Source organism: Halobaculum roseum, assembly GCF_019880245.1.
In the GTDB taxonomy this organism is placed as follows: domain Archaea; phylum Halobacteriota; class Halobacteria; order Halobacteriales; family Haloferacaceae; genus Halobaculum; species Halobaculum roseum.
The window spans coordinates 1,404,792-1,418,331 of the sequence record NZ_CP082286.1 but is presented as its reverse complement, the minus strand read 5'-3'; the positions used below and the strand labels follow the sequence as shown (position 1 = coordinate 1,418,331).

Below are 13,540 nucleotides of genomic sequence, written 5' to 3'. Positions count from 1 at the left end.
AGACAATACATTCACTTGATGGCGTCACTAACCTGACCGATCTATTGTTCGACCATCGTCTGTATGTCAGATAATTAATTATTACTCGACAGATACTTGTATTGTAGCTCTATTTTCTATCCAATGCCTGACGGAGAAATAGCTGAAACACCTGCCACGATAAACGTGAGTAGGATTGAATGCCCCCCACAGGAAGCCTTAGTATCCAAACTTCGGAGTAATAGCTACTCTGAGAATTCGACGTTTGGATTCAGGCAAGTTCGGCGTAATGAGGGATCTGTCGAGGGAGTCCTCATATCGAATTCATATACCTCAATAACCAGAATAGACCCTGAGACTGGAGAGCCAACAGAGGATAACGTAACCACCGCGGATCGAGTTCCGTTTCGAATTGACTTACAGAATGGATTTCTTGAGGGTTACACAGACCGAGACGGGAATAGCGAGCTGCTAAACCGACTTGGCCAAGTTGTTCCTCAATTTGTTAGCCAAAGCCTCAATCTCGATATTGATCAAATACTTGAGGTATCACGGCGCTCCCCCCACGAGATCGATGTGAGTGCCCTCAGAATAAACAACATCTCACCCGAGCCCCAAACGAGTGGCAACTGCTATTTGGAAACTTATACCAATCAAGTTGCATCGGAACTGGTCTCAAGATACGAAGGAGACGTGTCATATATCTGTTTGAATATTAATTTGGCACCTGACGAAGAGGTTACAGTAGGAATTTACAGAAGTGGCTCAGTTAGACTGTTTTCCAACAGCTCTCGTGACTCTGAACTTCTACCGCTGATTCGTGATCTTCTTTCTGAGGTGGTTGCCGATGCCTGAAGATGCTAACCGAAAGGGTGACCGAGCCACTGAGAGAATAGTCAAACTATTCCAAGGACTTGGATGGACACTAAAAAGCAAGACTGACGTGGATGCTCAGGTCGATGACGAAGACCGGAAGCACGGGTATGGCCTGGACGCATATCTAACATATAAACATCCTTACACTCCACATATCCACGGAAACATAATCGAGTCCAAGTCGTGGAAATGGGATAGTGTGAGTAGATCGAAGGTGGAAGGTTTCTTTGAAACTCTGTTAGAAAAAGTCGATAAAGCTCCCAAATCAGAGTATTTCGAAGAAACACACAATATCTCTAATGAAGCAGATATAACTAATACAGGTATTGTTGCTCTCTGGGCGACTGATGGATTTGAACCTGATGAGTTCCACCAGTATGTTCAATCACTTGATGTGAAGAAAAATTGGGATCTGTCAAAGATCGTTATTTGGGGGAATGACCAATTACAACGAATTGCTGGTATAGAAGATCAATACCACAGACTGAGTAAGGATTACGACAATATACAATTCTATTACCCGGATTTGACTGACACAGATGGAGGTATGTATGATCTTGCGACAATGGACTATTTGCTATCTGATTTCATATTCCTCACAAGTGGTGAACGCTCGGATGTTGGCTTTGTATTCTACTTTGGTGAGATGGATTTTGACTCCTTACTCTTCATGTACAAATCATTAAGACATTATCAGCTACTGTCGAACCACGAGAGGATCGAGATCTTCGTCCCCGACCGTGGACATCACACAGAACCTGTCGAAGAAGAATTTGTTCGGACGTTCTCTGATGAAGACGCAAATACGGATATTGAATTCAAGACGCTCCAGACAATGGCAGACTTGAACCACCTTGACAACCGATAATGAGTCAGAATTCACAGTCAACAGTCGACAGTGATGCTATCGTGGACAAAAAAGACAAAATGGAGAAATTGCAGTATCCAGCCGATAGAGAATTTGAGAAAATAATTGATGATTATCTCTCACGAGAAGCAATCATCGAGCATCACAAGCGTAGAGCAGGTTTGTTGATGTGCAATCATAGCACATCTACAATCGCTGACGCATCACGGAGAATATTCTATGGATATGATAGCTTCAAATTCTTCCAGAGAGAGGCACTGGAATCGGATACAACCACTAAGTCGTCCGCATTCAGATGGCATTCTGAGTCATCTCAGCGGGAAGTGTTGTCAGACCTCAGAGAACAGAAGCGCAAAGCAACAGCTCATGGTGAAAAGAAGGTACACGTCAGAGATGTTTCTGAGGATGGAGACGATCTAGAGGTCAACTTGGAATTCACAGTTGAAAAAAGAGGCAAACTCCAGGGACTGGCACGTAGAAGAAAATCTACAAAATTCACGGTGAAAAATTTCGACTCGGATGGAACATCTACGGTTCTTCATGAATATGATAAAGTGAATCAGCAAACTGCAATTACTGAGTTTCTTGATGGTTGGAATGAACAACGCGAAGCCGCTGGTAAAGAGCCAGTGAGCACTGATCCTGTCTCGCTCACGGAGCTTGGTATCCGTAACAGAGTAGCATACGTCCGCGACTTGATGACGATGGAGACAGAAAATTGGACCCGTAAGAACGTGGAAGGGGTCCAGGTACAGAGAGATGAAACTGTTGGCGAAGATGAAGAGGATGAAGATCTAGATGCGGAGTTGGACGGTATCCGTAACGCTGCGCTGTCAGGGAATAATTTGGATAATAATGAATTTGTTCAAAAATGCGAGAAGAACGGTTTCTATCTGAGTCAGGTAGAGGTTCGGTACGAACACAAGGACGTTGCTAGACGAGTCGTGGTCGAGATTGACTTCAAGACCTCACGTAGAGTCACATTTGAGGTGAGTATTACTGAGACAAAGCTACAATCAGAATCAGGTTGGATCAAGAGTGATTTCAGCGCCACTAGGCGTCGTGACATCAGAGAAGAATTCCGTGAACAGGTCCTAAATCGGTATGATGAGTACCTCTCTGGGGAAACAACATTAGCGCTAGAATAGTTTAGCTGAAGCCCGTGTACCACCCGGGCCGAATCCGACCGCCCGGCCGCATCCCAGGCTCGGGGCGACGCAGCTCTGCATTCAACTCGCCTGCCAGATACAGCAGCCCCCAACTCGTGATATACCGCTCGTCGGCGAAGCCCTCACGCTCCTCACGTTCGATGAATTCAGCCTCCGCGAGCACCTTACACAGCCGCGCGACGCGAAGCCGCGGCTCGTCGATATCCGAGGCGATCATCCTCGCGGGAGCGTTTCCCTGCTCGGCGAGTCGCTCCAGCACGCGCTCATCGAGTCCCTGCATCCAGTCGCCGTGCCATCGCATGGACTACGCGGCGGCCTCCCCGTTGCTCTCCTCGCTCTCATCTACGAGGTCGCCGGCGTCGAGTTCGCCCGCGAGATACTGTTTCCCCTCCTCTGTGATCACGTAGGCGCCCCCAACACTCCGGGAAGTCCGTGACCACCAAGCTTCTTGAGCTTATAAGGAATCTGCGAGTTGCCGACTCTGAATAGCTCGTGGTCACCGACCTCACTGACTCTCTCGCCATCATTTCCGCCGATATATTCGAGGATTCTGTCACCCCAGATAGCTATCGCGCCGGCCCACTTCTCCCGCATTTCCAGTTTCGGAGAGGGTTCAGTGTTCAGTCGTCCTCCTCGTCATCGTCGTCACCGGGGGGACCGGCGTCATCCGGCGGTCCCCCGCCGTTGGGTGGACCTGCGTCGTCGGGTGGTCCAGCATCCTCGGGCGGTCCGGCATCCTCGGGTGGTCCTGCTCCGTCGGGCGGTCCGGCATCCTCGGGTGGTCCTGCTCCGTCGGGCGGCCCCGCGTCATCCGGTGGACCGGCGTCGTCGGGTGGTCCCGCATCGTCCGGCGGTCCAACGTCGTCTGCCTCTTCGTCCTCGTCATCGTCCTCATCCTCATCGTCGTCATCGCTGTCCTCATTGTCGCGTTCGCGGTCTTCGTCGTCGTCCGCTTCCTCTTCGTCGCCCTCGTCGTCATCGCCGTCATCGTCTCCGTCCTCACGTTCGCGATCTTCGTCATCGTCGGAGTCGTCGTCCGGCGTGTCCTCATCGCCGTCGGAATCATCGTCGTCCCCGTCGCCGCCCGTCCCGTCGGAGCCGCACGTGCCGACCCTCACACGGATCGGCTCGTCGAGGGCCAGCGACACGCGTTCGACGCCGTCGTCGGTCGCCGAGAGGAGTTGCCAGTCGGTCACGCGCCCTTCGTAGTAGACGCCGAACAGTTCCGCGGCCTCGTTGAACGCGGGGTCGATCGTCGCGTCGAGGTCGTCCCCGAGGGGGCGAAAGACGCCGCCGTCGGTGCGGCCGTCGGCCCAGGTCCAGTCGATACGCTGGGGCTCGCCGTCGACGTTCCACCGGTCGTAGTTCGAGTCGGCGTCGTACAGGTCGTCGGCGACGACCCACTCGCCGCCGGTCGGGAGCCCGTCGAAAGTGAACGTCGCCGACCCGCCGTCGGGGCTGTCCGGGCCGCCGTGGACGACGACCAGGCTCACGCCCTCCGGGCCGTCGTACAGCAAGAGGATGCTGGTGTCGGCGCGCTGGAGGTCGCGCGTTCCCGCCGAGTTGTATCGGTCCTCGTCGCCGACGACCGCGCCGTTCTCCTCGGAGACGTATCGCGACGGCAGCTGGTACTCGTAGAACTGCTCGGCGGTTTCCGACCCTTGAACGGGACGAACCGGGACGCAGGTCGACCCCTGCTCGACGACGTACGATGGCTCGGGATCGGACGCCGCGGCCGCCGTCGGTTCGCCCAGTGCCGCCGCGATGGCACCGGTCCCCAGCGCCGTCAGGACGCCTCGTCTACTCCACGATCCGTCGCCACCCCCGCCGTCGTCCTCGTTCATCTCCCGTTCACAGACGCCGGCGGGGAACTTGGTTATCCGGCGCTTGCGGCGCCCGCGGCGCCGTGCCCCCGGATGCGACCGCTTCGCCGTCGTCGGCCGCGAACGCCCTCCGGCCGGCCGCCCGGCGATCGTTGTGACTGCTCGTCGAAGCGAACCGAGAGAAGGGGGAGAGCCGACTTACAGCTCGACGGCTTCCTTGTTCCCGAGCGACTCGGGCACGGTGAAGCGGATCTCGGTGGTCGCGCCGGCCATCGTGTTGACCTTGATCGTCACCTCGTCGCCCTCGCCGAGGTTACTCCCGGCGAACTGGTCGACGTCGAAGATGTACTGCAGTCGGTCGTCGTTGTCGTTGAGGACGGGCGCGCTGCCGTCGCCGTCCTTGACGACGTCGTAGGTGAACGTCTCGCCGGTGGCTGCCGACGTGTTGTCGAAGTCGGCGGCGGCGATCAGCTGGTAGGTCCCGCTCGGACCGATCCAGGTCACCGTGGTGTTCTGCAGGTCGATCTCGCCGGCGCCGGCGGCCTGCGTCACCGTCACGTTGACGTAGTCGACCGCGTCGCCGGCACTGTTAACGTTCCCGACGGTGGCGACCTCCTGCACGCGGTCGCTGACCTGCTTACTGCTCTGTTGTCCCGTTTCCTGCGACTTGCTCTGGAGGAAGCCCGCGGTGTTGATCAGGACACCCGCGGCGATCGCCGCCACGAGTACCATCGCGATGAACACGATGAGCGTCCCGATACCAACTTGCCCGCGCTCTTCCTCGTCCGTGATGAATTCGAACATTCTGTGGTTGTCCACTCCCTGTTCTGGAGTGTTTCTCCGTTCCGGGATCTCCGTTTAATGCTTATCGCTGAATTTATCGAGTCTGATTTTCGCCGGACGAGGCGACGGGCACCCGTCGGGTCCCGGCGCGGGCGAACCGACGGATACTCGTTCCCGAGCGGAGACCGGACGAACGGAATCGGATGTCCGACACCACGCGCCTCGTCGTCGTCTGCGGGCTCCCCGGGGCGGGGAAGTCGACCGTCGCGTCGGCGGTCGCCGACCGCCTCGACGCCACGGTCCTCCGTACCGATGTGGTCCGCAAGGAGCTCTTCCCGGATCCGTCCTACACCGAGGAGGAGTCGCGGCGGACGTACGAGGCGCTGTTCGAGCGCGCGGACGACCGCCTCGCCGCCGGCGACCCGGTCGTCCTCGACGGGACGTTCCGTCGGGCGAACCGACGGCGGGAGGCGCGCTCGCTCGCCGAGCGTCGCGGCGTCGCGGCCCGGTTGGTCCGCGTCCGATGTGACGAGCGGACCGCGAAGGCCCGCATCCGGTCGCGGGAGGACGACCCCTCGGACGCCGACACCGATGTCTACGACCTGCTCCGCGAGGAGTTCGAGCCGGTCGAGGACCCGGTCGTCGTCGACAACTCCGGCGACCTCGACGCGACGCTCGCGCGGGTGCGGTCGCTGTTTTGATCGGGGGACCCCGTGCCGATTACCGGGGAGACCCCGTGCCGATTACCGGGGAGACCCCGTGTCCCGAGGGACCGCGAGACCGAAGGCTTTTGCTCGGCGCATGGCTCGCGTTCACCGATGAGCACACGTGCGGTCGAGTTGGTCCTCGCGGGCGTCCTCCTGTTCGGATTGACCGTCGCCGGGAGCGCGCTGGTCGCGCCGGACCGCTCGACGGCCGCCGTCGACGACGGCGCCGAGCGAGCGACGCTCGTCGGCTCGCAGGGCGGCGGTCCCGGCTGGCACGAACACGGAAGCGCCTACCTGCTCAACGGCACCGATGTCGAGTGGCGAGAGGACTCCGCGGACAGCTACTTCGACGTGCAGCGGCTCTCCGACGGGCGCGTGCTCGCGGGGTTCATGGACAGCGGCTACGAGGAGTGCGGCCCGTACGAGTCGCCGTGCGCCCACACCGGGATCCGACTGATCGACCCCGACGCCGACGGCGGCGCGACGGTCGTCGAGGAGTACAGCTTCCCGGTCCGCTCGCAGTCGAACAGCGAGATCCACGACGCCGAGCCGCTCCCGGACGGCGGCTTCGCCATGACGGACATGGACAACGAGCGGATCATGATCGTGGAGGACGGCGAGGTGACGTGGACGTGGAACGCCTCGGAGCTGTACGACGAGCCCGAGGACCCCACCCGCACCGACTGGCTCCACATCAACGACATCGACCGGATCGAGGAGGACGTGTTCCTCGTCTCCGTCCGCAACGCGAACCAACTCGTGATCGTCGAGCGCACCGACGACGGCGGGAGCGAGGTCGTGGAGGTGATCAACGCCGACGAGGAGGGCTCCTCCGACGACTCCTGCACCGGCAGCGGCCAACTGGCGGACACCGACGGCGACGGCGACGTGCGCTGCGGGAACCCCGAGGTGCTCGATCACCAGCACAACCCGCAGTGGGTCGCGGGGAGCATCGAGGGCGAGCCGGGCGACCGGACCGTCTCCGAGGACGCCGCGGTGCTCGTGGCCGACTCGGACAACGACCGCGTCGTCGAACTCCACCGGAACGACGACGGCGAGTGGGAGGCCGCCTGGACCGTGACGAGCGTCGACGGCCGCTCGCTACATTGGCCGCGTGACGCCGACCGCCTGGAGAACGGCCACACGCTGATCACGGACACCCTGAACAAGCGGGTCGTCGAGATCGACGAGAACGGAACCGCCGTCTGGGCGTACCCGACCGAGCGCATCCCCTACGAGGCCGACCGCGTCCCGCGGGAGTTCCAGGGGACCGAGCGCGACCTCCCGGTGGCGACGAGCGACGGCGTGAACCTCGACGACGGTGCGGCGAGCGGATCCGGGATCCCGGTGCTCTCGACGCTCGTCGTCGGCGTCCGCGCGGCCGCGCCGTGGGCGCCGGTGTGGTTCGGCGAGACGCAGGTCGGGCTCACCCTCGTGTCGCTGGCGCTCGTGCTCGCGGGCGGCGCCACCGCGGTTCGGACGCGATTGGGGAGCTGAGGCACGCAACCGACTTCTGTCACGCTTTTCCCGGCGGCCCACCGACCCGAACCCGATGAGCGACGACGACATCGACGACGGCGGCGGTGACATGGGCGACGGCGGTGACATCGACGGCAACGTCGCCGCCGCCGACCGCGGCGACAGCACCGACGCGGACGACCTCGCGTGGGAGACGCTCGACAGCGACATCGACTACTCGTGTCCCGGCTTCGACGTGCGCCGCGACGACGTTCGCCTGCCCGACGGCACCGAGACTGATTTCCACTACGTCGACGAGCCACGGACGGTCGTGATCCTGCCGTTGACCCCCGACGGCGACGTGGTGCTCGTCGAGGAGTGGCGCCAGGCCGTCGGGCGGGTGAACCGCGGGCTCCCCGCCGGCGGCGTCGAGGACGACGACGCGGATCTGGCCGCCGCCGCGCGGCGGGAACTCCGCGAGGAGACCGGATACGAGGCCGAGTCGATCGACCGGCTCCGGGCGATCGAACCCGCGAACGGCTTCGCGAACTCCGTGCATCACTACTTCCTCGCACGCGGGTGCACCCCGTCGGCGGACCTCGAACTCGATTTCAACGAGAGCATCCGTCCGGCGACCGCCGACTACGACCGCTTCCGCGATGCGGTGTTCGCGGGCGAGGTCCGCGACGGTCGCGCCGTCCTCGGCGTCTCGCTGTACGAAGGGGCCCACGACGGAAGCGACGCGGAGTAAGCGCCCCGGCTCCCGAAGGGCTCCCGGCGCTAGACTGGATGTCGTCGCTGGGTCAGGTCTTTCACGGAGGCACCCGGAGGTCGGGTATGGTCTCGTTCGCCCCGCTCCAGTCGCTGATCGCGTGGTTCCGGTCGCTGGACCCGCGGATACAGGCTCTCGTCGTCGCGCCCGCGATCGGCTTCTCGGGCATCCTGGCGGCGGGGATCATCGTCCTCGTCGTGTTGATCGCGCTCGGCATCGTCGGCTATCAGCCGTCACCGCTGGTGCTCATCGGCCTGTCGCTCGTGCTCGTGCAGGGGATCTCCTTCGGCGGCGTCGCCTCGATCTACCTGATCCGGACCGGTCGGTCGCCGCTGTCGCTGTTTCGGGTCCCGACGCTCCGGGATATCGCCGTCGCCGTCGGCGGCTTCTTCGGGTCGCTGGCGATCCTGATCGCGGCGAGCGCGGCGGTCCAGCAGGCCGGCGCGCCGACCGCCGAGAACGAGGTCGCACAGATCGGCGCGGAGAACCCGGAGGTGTTGCTGTTGCTCATCCCCGCGGCGTTCGTCTTCATCGGCCCGGGCGAGGAGATCCTGTTCCGCGGCGTCGTCCAGGACCGACTCCGCGAGGCGTTCTCGCCGTGGGTCGCGATCCCCCTCGCGAGCGTCATCTTCGGGGCGGTCCACTACGTCGCGCTCACCGGCGCCGCGCCCGGCCGGATCGTCACGATCGGCATCCTCTCGACGCTGACGCTCGTGTTCGGCGCGACCTACGAGTACACCGACAACCTCGTCGTCCCCTCGTTCATCCACGGCGCCTACGACGCCGTGCTGTTCGCGGGGCTGTACATCGTCGTCGTATACGGCCCCGAGGCGGGGTCGACGGAGCAGGCCGCGACCATGGCGTTCGCCGACCTGCTCGGGGCCGTCCCGCTCGTCTGATCCTACATCCGGTCGCCGGCAATCCGCCCATCGAACGTCCGAGGGTTCTTCACCGATGACGGGACCACCCCGTCGCACCCGTGCACTGACCCGCCGCGGGGCGTGCCGCGACGCGACGACACGCCCGCCCCGCGCGAGTCGGTCGGTGACCGCGTTCGGTTCTCGACCGGACACATCCCGTCGTCGGCGACGGTCCCGACCGATGCCGCCCCGCGTGTCGTCCGTTCGCCCCCACCCACAGCGACGGCGTCGGAGCGACACCCTTACTCGCGTTCCCGGGAACCTCGCCACAATGCGCGAGCACTTCGAGATCCGGGACCACGACGCCGCCGGTCGCATCGGGGAGTTGACCGTCCCCCGCGCCGGCGTCACCGTCGAGACGCCCGCGCTCCTCCCGGTGATCAACCCAAACATCGAGACGATCGATCCGGGCCGGCTCCGCTCGGAGTTCGGCGCGGACATGCTGATCACCAACTCCTACATCATCCGCACGACCGAGGACGTGCGCGAGCGGGCCTTGGAGGAGGGGCTCCACGACATGCTCGGCTTCGACGGCGCGATCATGACCGACTCGGGGAGCTTCCAGCTCGCGGAGTACGGCGAGATCGACACGACGACGACGGAGATTCTGGAGTTCCAGCACGACATCGGCAGCGACATCGGAACCCCGGTCGACATTCCCACCCCGCCGGACGCGAGCCGCGAGCGGGCCGAATCGGACCTGGAGGTCACCCGACAGGCGCTCGCCGACGCCGAGGCGGTCGACGTCGGCGACATGCTGGTCAACGCGCCCGTGCAGGGGAGCACCTACCCGGACCTACGCGAGCAGGCCGGCCGCGAGGCTGCCGCGACGGATCTCGACGTGTTCCCGGTCGGCGCGGTCGTCCCGATGATGAACAGCTACCGCTACGACGACATGGTCGACGCCGTCGCCGCCGCGAAACGCGGACTGAGCGAGGACTGTCCCGTTCACCTGTTCGGTGCGGGTCACCCCATGATGTTCGCGCTGGCGGTCGCGCTCGGCTGCGACCTGTTCGACTCGGCCGCCTACGCGCTGATGGCGCGCGACGGCCGCTACCTCACCGTCTCCGGCACCGAGCAACTGGACGATCTGGAGTACCTACCGTGCTCGTGTCCCATCTGCCACGAGCACACGCCCGAGGAGCTCCGGGCCGCACAGGGCGACGAGCGCGAGGCACTCCTCGCGGAGCACAACCTCCACGTCACCTTCGAGGAACTACGCCGGGTGAAGCAGGCCATCCGCGACGGCGACCTGCTCGAACTCGTCGAGCGGCGCGCCCGCGGCCACCCCGCGATGGCCGACGGCTACCGCGCCCTCCTCGATCACGCCGACCAACTGGAGCGCATCGACAGCGCCTCCAAGGGTACGTTCTTCGGGCTCTCCCACGAGTCGGCCGACCGCCCCGAGGTTCGGCGCCACCACGACCGCCTCGCGCGCTTGTCCGTTCCCGACTCCCTGCTGTGTTCGGAGTACGGCGAGCCTTCGGACCACGACTACGACGAGGTGTGGCGCGTCGTGCCGCCGTTCGGTCCGTTCCCCCGCGCCCTCTCGGAGACGTACCCGCTCACCGCGGAGGTGCCCGACCGCACCGACGCCGCCGCCGAGCGCGCCGCCGCCGAGGGGGTCCGGGCGCTCGTCGAGGCGAACCCCGACACGGACGTGACGCTCGCACACGAGGGGTGGAGCGCGGGCGCGCTCGGGGTCGTCCCCGAGTCGGTGACGCTGGAGGATCTGCACGCCGACGCACACGCTGACGCGGTCGACGACGCGGACGGATCCGCCGAATCCCGAAGCGAAAGCGAATAACGCCCGGGCCGCACACCTCGGGGCATGACCGACTACTTCGAGGTCCACGAGCGGGACGGGGCCGCCCGCCTCGGGGAGCTTCGCCTCGATTCGCCCCTCACGACCCCGGCGCTCGCCGACGACGTGGTCCGCGACGCCGGGTCGCTGTGGAACGCCGAGCGAGACGTGCCCGAGGGCGACGAGTCCGCCCTCACGGTCCTGCCCCACCGCGCGTACCCCGCGGGCACCCGCGAGGAGGTCGTCGACGCCTTCGCCCCCGACTACCCCGACTCGGCGGCCGCCGTCGACGGGCCGACCGCCGCGGTGATCACGAGCGACGCGCCGAACTCGGGCGGGGCCGCCGCCGCGCCCGTCGACGCGTACGTCCTCTCGAACGCGCAGGGCGTCGTCGGCCACGCCTCGGCGTTCGCGGAGGCCGTGATCGACGTGCGCGAGGCGGTTCCCGCCGACACCGCGCTCTATCTGTCGGGGGTCGCCACGCCGCTGAACGCCGCCACGCTCGTGTACGCCGGCGTCGACCTCGTCGACGCGAAACGCGCGCGGGTGAAGGGAAGCCAGGGGAAGTACCTCACCGACGAGGGCGAGCGCTTCCTGGAGGACCTCGAGGAACTGCCGTGCTCGTGCCCGGCGTGTCAGGTGCCCCGCGAGGAGTTCGACCGCGCCGCCTGCGAGGAGCACAACGTCAACGCGCTGGAAGCCGAACTGCGTCGCGTCCGTCGGCGGACCCGGGAGGGGCGTCTCCGCGACTACGTCGAGGGACAGGCCCGCCACGAGCAGTGGCTCACCGCCGCGTTCCGCGAGTTGGACCAGCAGTACGGCTACGTCGAGGAGCGCGCGCCCGTCGCCCGCAACAACGAACTCGCGGCCGCGACGAGCGACACGATCCGTCGCCCGGAGATCCAGCGCTTCGCCCAGCGCGTGTCCGAGCGCTACGTCAACCGCTTCCGCAACCCCCTCGTGCTGGTTCCCTGCTCGGCGAAGAAGCCGTACTCCGAGAGCCAGAGCCACGGGCAGTTCCACGACGCGATCCAGTTCCGCGCGCACCTCGCGTCGATGACCTCGCCCATCGGCGTCGTCCCGCAGGAACTCGAACTCACCTACCCCGCACAGCACTACGACACCGTGGTTACGGGGCGGTGGTCCGAGGACGAGAAGGGGTTCGTCGCCGAGGTCCTCCGGCGCTATCTGGAGCGCAACGAGTACCCCCGAGTCATCGCGCACGTCCCCGAGGACGGCTACCGCGACATCTGCGAACGCGTCGCGGAGCAGGTCGACGTGCCGTTCGAGTACACCGTCGAGGACCACCCGACGACGACCGAGTCCATCGGGAACCTCATGTCCACGCTCGACGGCGAACTGAAGTACACGAAGCGGGAGCGCGAGCACAACACCGTCCGCGCCATCGCCGACTACATGCTCGGCGACGGCGCCGGCGACGGCCTGTTCGACGAGCTGAACACGCGCTCGCGGTACCCGAAGCTCCAGGTCCGCGACGACGACGAGGAGCTGCTGGCGACGATGGTGCCGACCTACGGCGCCCTCGCCTTCACCCTCGCGGGCGCCCGACAGTGGGTCGACAGCGACGCGCCGACGAAGACCGTCGAGATCGACGCGTTCGTCCCGCAGGGGAGCGTCCTCGCCCCCGGCGTCGTCGACGCGGACGACGACATCCGCGTCGGCGACGAGGTCGTCGTCGAGGGACCGAAGGCGTTCGCGGTCGGTCGCGCGGAGATGCACGGCGCGGAGATGCGCTCGTCGACCCGCGGGATCGCGGTGGACGTGCGCCACTCCGAGGAGCTGTAGCCGGCCGCGTGGGCAACGGTTTTGCCTTCCGTCGTGGATCCCTCTGCCGTGACCAGCCCTCGCCATCGACTCGTCCGGGCGGCCCCGGCGCTGTTCGCCGTGACGACGCTCCCGGCGGTCGCGCTCGCGGCGATCCTCGTCGGCGGGCAGGCGGCCGCGGTCGTCGCGATCCTCGGCTGGTTCCTCCTCACGCCGCTGTCGGCGGTCCTCCTGAATGAGGTGTTCGAGGTCGACGACGGCGACGAAGACCTCGAACGCGCCCTCGACGCGTTGCGCGAGTGGCGGGCCGACGACGCCGGGAGCCGACCCGACGGCCCGAGCGACGCCACGACCGACGGCCCGACAGACGAGCGCGACCCGGTCGACAGGCTCCGCGAGCGGTACGCCGAGGGAGACATCGACGAGGTCGAGTTCGAGCGCCGCCTCGACCTCCTGCTCGAGACGGAGGACGCCGACGCCGAGACAGCCCGCGAGCGCGTCCGGAACCGCGGCGGCGACGCGACCGCCGATCGCGAGGTCGAGCGCGAACGCGAACGCTGATGCCCGCGTCGCCGCCGGCGCCCCGCCGTTCGGCA

Annotated in this window: 14 protein-coding genes; 10 read left to right on the top strand and 4 right to left on the bottom strand. The window is 64.4% G+C overall.

Annotation, left to right across the window (positions count from 1 at the left end; genetic code table 11):
- Nucleotides 1-123 precede the first annotated feature (123 nt).
- From K6T36_RS07190 to K6T36_RS07180, 3 genes are read left to right on the top strand one after another with little or no spacing between them, the layout of a single operon-like run.
- Complete coding sequence (locus tag K6T36_RS07190; protein WP_222923247.1) at nucleotides 124-834, top strand: hypothetical protein; 711 nt, start codon at nucleotides 124-126, stop codon at nucleotides 832-834.
- Nucleotides 827-1,723: a PD-(D/E)XK nuclease domain-containing protein gene (locus K6T36_RS07185; protein ID WP_222923246.1), complete on the top strand. Its 897-nt coding sequence runs from the start codon at nucleotides 827-829 to the stop codon at nucleotides 1,721-1,723. Before K6T36_RS07190 ends, K6T36_RS07185 begins: the two co-directional genes overlap by 8 nt.
- Nucleotides 1,723-2,871: a hypothetical protein gene (locus K6T36_RS07180; RefSeq protein ID WP_222923245.1), complete on the top strand. Its 1,149-nt coding sequence runs from the start codon at nucleotides 1,723-1,725 to the stop codon at nucleotides 2,869-2,871. The genes K6T36_RS07185 and K6T36_RS07180 overlap by 1 nt, the downstream gene beginning before the upstream one ends.
- A 1-nt stretch (nucleotide 2,872) precedes the next feature.
- Here K6T36_RS07180 and K6T36_RS07175 read toward each other — a convergent pair whose 3' ends face one another.
- The 4 genes from K6T36_RS07175 to K6T36_RS07160 form a co-directional block, all read right to left on the bottom strand.
- Nucleotides 2,873-3,193: a repressor phrH2 gene (locus K6T36_RS07175; RefSeq protein ID WP_222923244.1), complete on the bottom strand. Its 321-nt coding sequence runs from the start codon at nucleotides 3,191-3,193 to the stop codon at nucleotides 2,873-2,875.
- Between the two features lie 98 nt (nucleotides 3,194-3,291).
- Nucleotides 3,292-3,486, bottom strand: a complete 195-nt coding sequence (locus K6T36_RS07170) for a hypothetical protein (protein ID WP_222923243.1) — start codon at nucleotides 3,484-3,486, stop codon at nucleotides 3,292-3,294.
- A gap of 26 nt (nucleotides 3,487-3,512) precedes the next feature.
- Entirely contained in the window at nucleotides 3,513-4,736 is a 1,224-nt protein-coding gene (locus tag K6T36_RS07165; protein WP_222923242.1) for a hypothetical protein, read from the bottom strand.
- Nucleotides 4,737-4,913: 177 nt separating this feature from the next.
- Nucleotides 4,914-5,519 carry an archaellin/type IV pilin N-terminal domain-containing protein gene (locus K6T36_RS07160; RefSeq protein WP_222923241.1) on the bottom strand — a complete coding sequence of 202 codons (606 nt, stop codon included), beginning with the start codon at nucleotides 5,517-5,519 and terminating at the stop codon, nucleotides 4,914-4,916.
- 182 nt (nucleotides 5,520-5,701) lie between these two features.
- Here K6T36_RS07160 and K6T36_RS07155 point away from each other — a divergent pair, with 182 nt between their 5' ends.
- The 7 genes from K6T36_RS07155 (at nucleotide 5,702) to K6T36_RS07125 (ending at nucleotide 13,505) form a co-directional block, all read left to right on the top strand.
- Nucleotides 5,702-6,199: a P-loop nucleotide/nucleoside kinase family protein gene (locus K6T36_RS07155; protein ID WP_222923240.1), complete on the top strand. Its 498-nt coding sequence runs from the start codon at nucleotides 5,702-5,704 to the stop codon at nucleotides 6,197-6,199.
- A 117-nt stretch (nucleotides 6,200-6,316) separates the two neighbouring features.
- The gene (locus K6T36_RS07150) at nucleotides 6,317-7,702 is read left to right on the top strand and encodes an aryl-sulfate sulfotransferase (protein WP_222923239.1); all 1,386 of its coding nucleotides are present in this window, start codon (nucleotides 6,317-6,319) and stop codon (nucleotides 7,700-7,702) included.
- Between the two features lie 55 nt (nucleotides 7,703-7,757).
- Entirely contained in the window at nucleotides 7,758-8,414 is a 657-nt protein-coding gene (locus tag K6T36_RS07145; RefSeq protein WP_222923238.1) for an NUDIX hydrolase, read from the top strand.
- A gap of 86 nt (nucleotides 8,415-8,500) precedes the next feature.
- Nucleotides 8,501-9,334, top strand: coding sequence for a CPBP family intramembrane glutamic endopeptidase (locus K6T36_RS07140; RefSeq protein WP_222923237.1), 834 nt, complete (start codon nucleotides 8,501-8,503; stop codon nucleotides 9,332-9,334).
- Between the two features lie 292 nt (nucleotides 9,335-9,626).
- On the top strand, nucleotides 9,627-11,162 hold the full coding sequence (gene tgtA, locus K6T36_RS07135) for a tRNA guanosine(15) transglycosylase TgtA (RefSeq protein WP_222923236.1): 1,536 nt from the start codon (nucleotides 9,627-9,629) through the stop codon (nucleotides 11,160-11,162).
- A gap of 24 nt (nucleotides 11,163-11,186) precedes the next feature.
- Nucleotides 11,187-12,965 carry an archaeosine synthase subunit alpha gene (arcS, locus tag K6T36_RS07130; RefSeq protein ID WP_222923235.1) on the top strand — a complete coding sequence of 593 codons (1,779 nt, stop codon included), beginning with the start codon at nucleotides 11,187-11,189 and terminating at the stop codon, nucleotides 12,963-12,965.
- A 48-nt stretch (nucleotides 12,966-13,013) separates the two neighbouring features.
- Nucleotides 13,014-13,505 carry an SHOCT domain-containing protein gene (locus K6T36_RS07125; protein ID WP_225935198.1) on the top strand — a complete coding sequence of 164 codons (492 nt, stop codon included), beginning with the start codon at nucleotides 13,014-13,016 and terminating at the stop codon, nucleotides 13,503-13,505.
- The last annotated feature ends 35 nt before the right edge of the window (nucleotides 13,506-13,540 follow it).

Coding starts and splice junctions, on each gene's coding strand:
- tgtA (WP_222923236.1), top strand. CDS start 9,627: ATGCGCGAGCACTTCGAGATCCGGGACCACGACGCCGCCGGTCGCATC.
- K6T36_RS07140 (WP_222923237.1), top strand. CDS start 8,501: ATGGTCTCGTTCGCCCCGCTCCAGTCGCTGATCGCGTGGTTCCGGTCG.
- K6T36_RS07160 (WP_222923241.1), bottom strand. CDS start 5,519: ATGTTCGAATTCATCACGGACGAGGAAGAGCGCGGGCAAGTTGGTATC.
- K6T36_RS07145 (WP_222923238.1), top strand. CDS start 7,758: ATGAGCGACGACGACATCGACGACGGCGGCGGTGACATGGGCGACGGC.
- K6T36_RS07170 (WP_222923243.1), bottom strand. CDS start 3,486: ATGCGGGAGAAGTGGGCCGGCGCGATAGCTATCTGGGGTGACAGAATC.
- arcS (WP_222923235.1), top strand. CDS start 11,187: ATGACCGACTACTTCGAGGTCCACGAGCGGGACGGGGCCGCCCGCCTC.
- K6T36_RS07150 (WP_222923239.1), top strand. CDS start 6,317: ATGAGCACACGTGCGGTCGAGTTGGTCCTCGCGGGCGTCCTCCTGTTC.
- K6T36_RS07180 (WP_222923245.1), top strand. CDS start 1,723: ATGAGTCAGAATTCACAGTCAACAGTCGACAGTGATGCTATCGTGGAC.
- K6T36_RS07155 (WP_222923240.1), top strand. CDS start 5,702: ATGTCCGACACCACGCGCCTCGTCGTCGTCTGCGGGCTCCCCGGGGCG.
- K6T36_RS07185 (WP_222923246.1), top strand. CDS start 827: ATGCCTGAAGATGCTAACCGAAAGGGTGACCGAGCCACTGAGAGAATA.
- K6T36_RS07165 (WP_222923242.1), bottom strand. CDS start 4,736: ATGAACGAGGACGACGGCGGGGGTGGCGACGGATCGTGGAGTAGACGA.
- K6T36_RS07190 (WP_222923247.1), top strand. CDS start 124: ATGCCTGACGGAGAAATAGCTGAAACACCTGCCACGATAAACGTGAGT.
- K6T36_RS07175 (WP_222923244.1), bottom strand. CDS start 3,193: ATGCGATGGCACGGCGACTGGATGCAGGGACTCGATGAGCGCGTGCTG.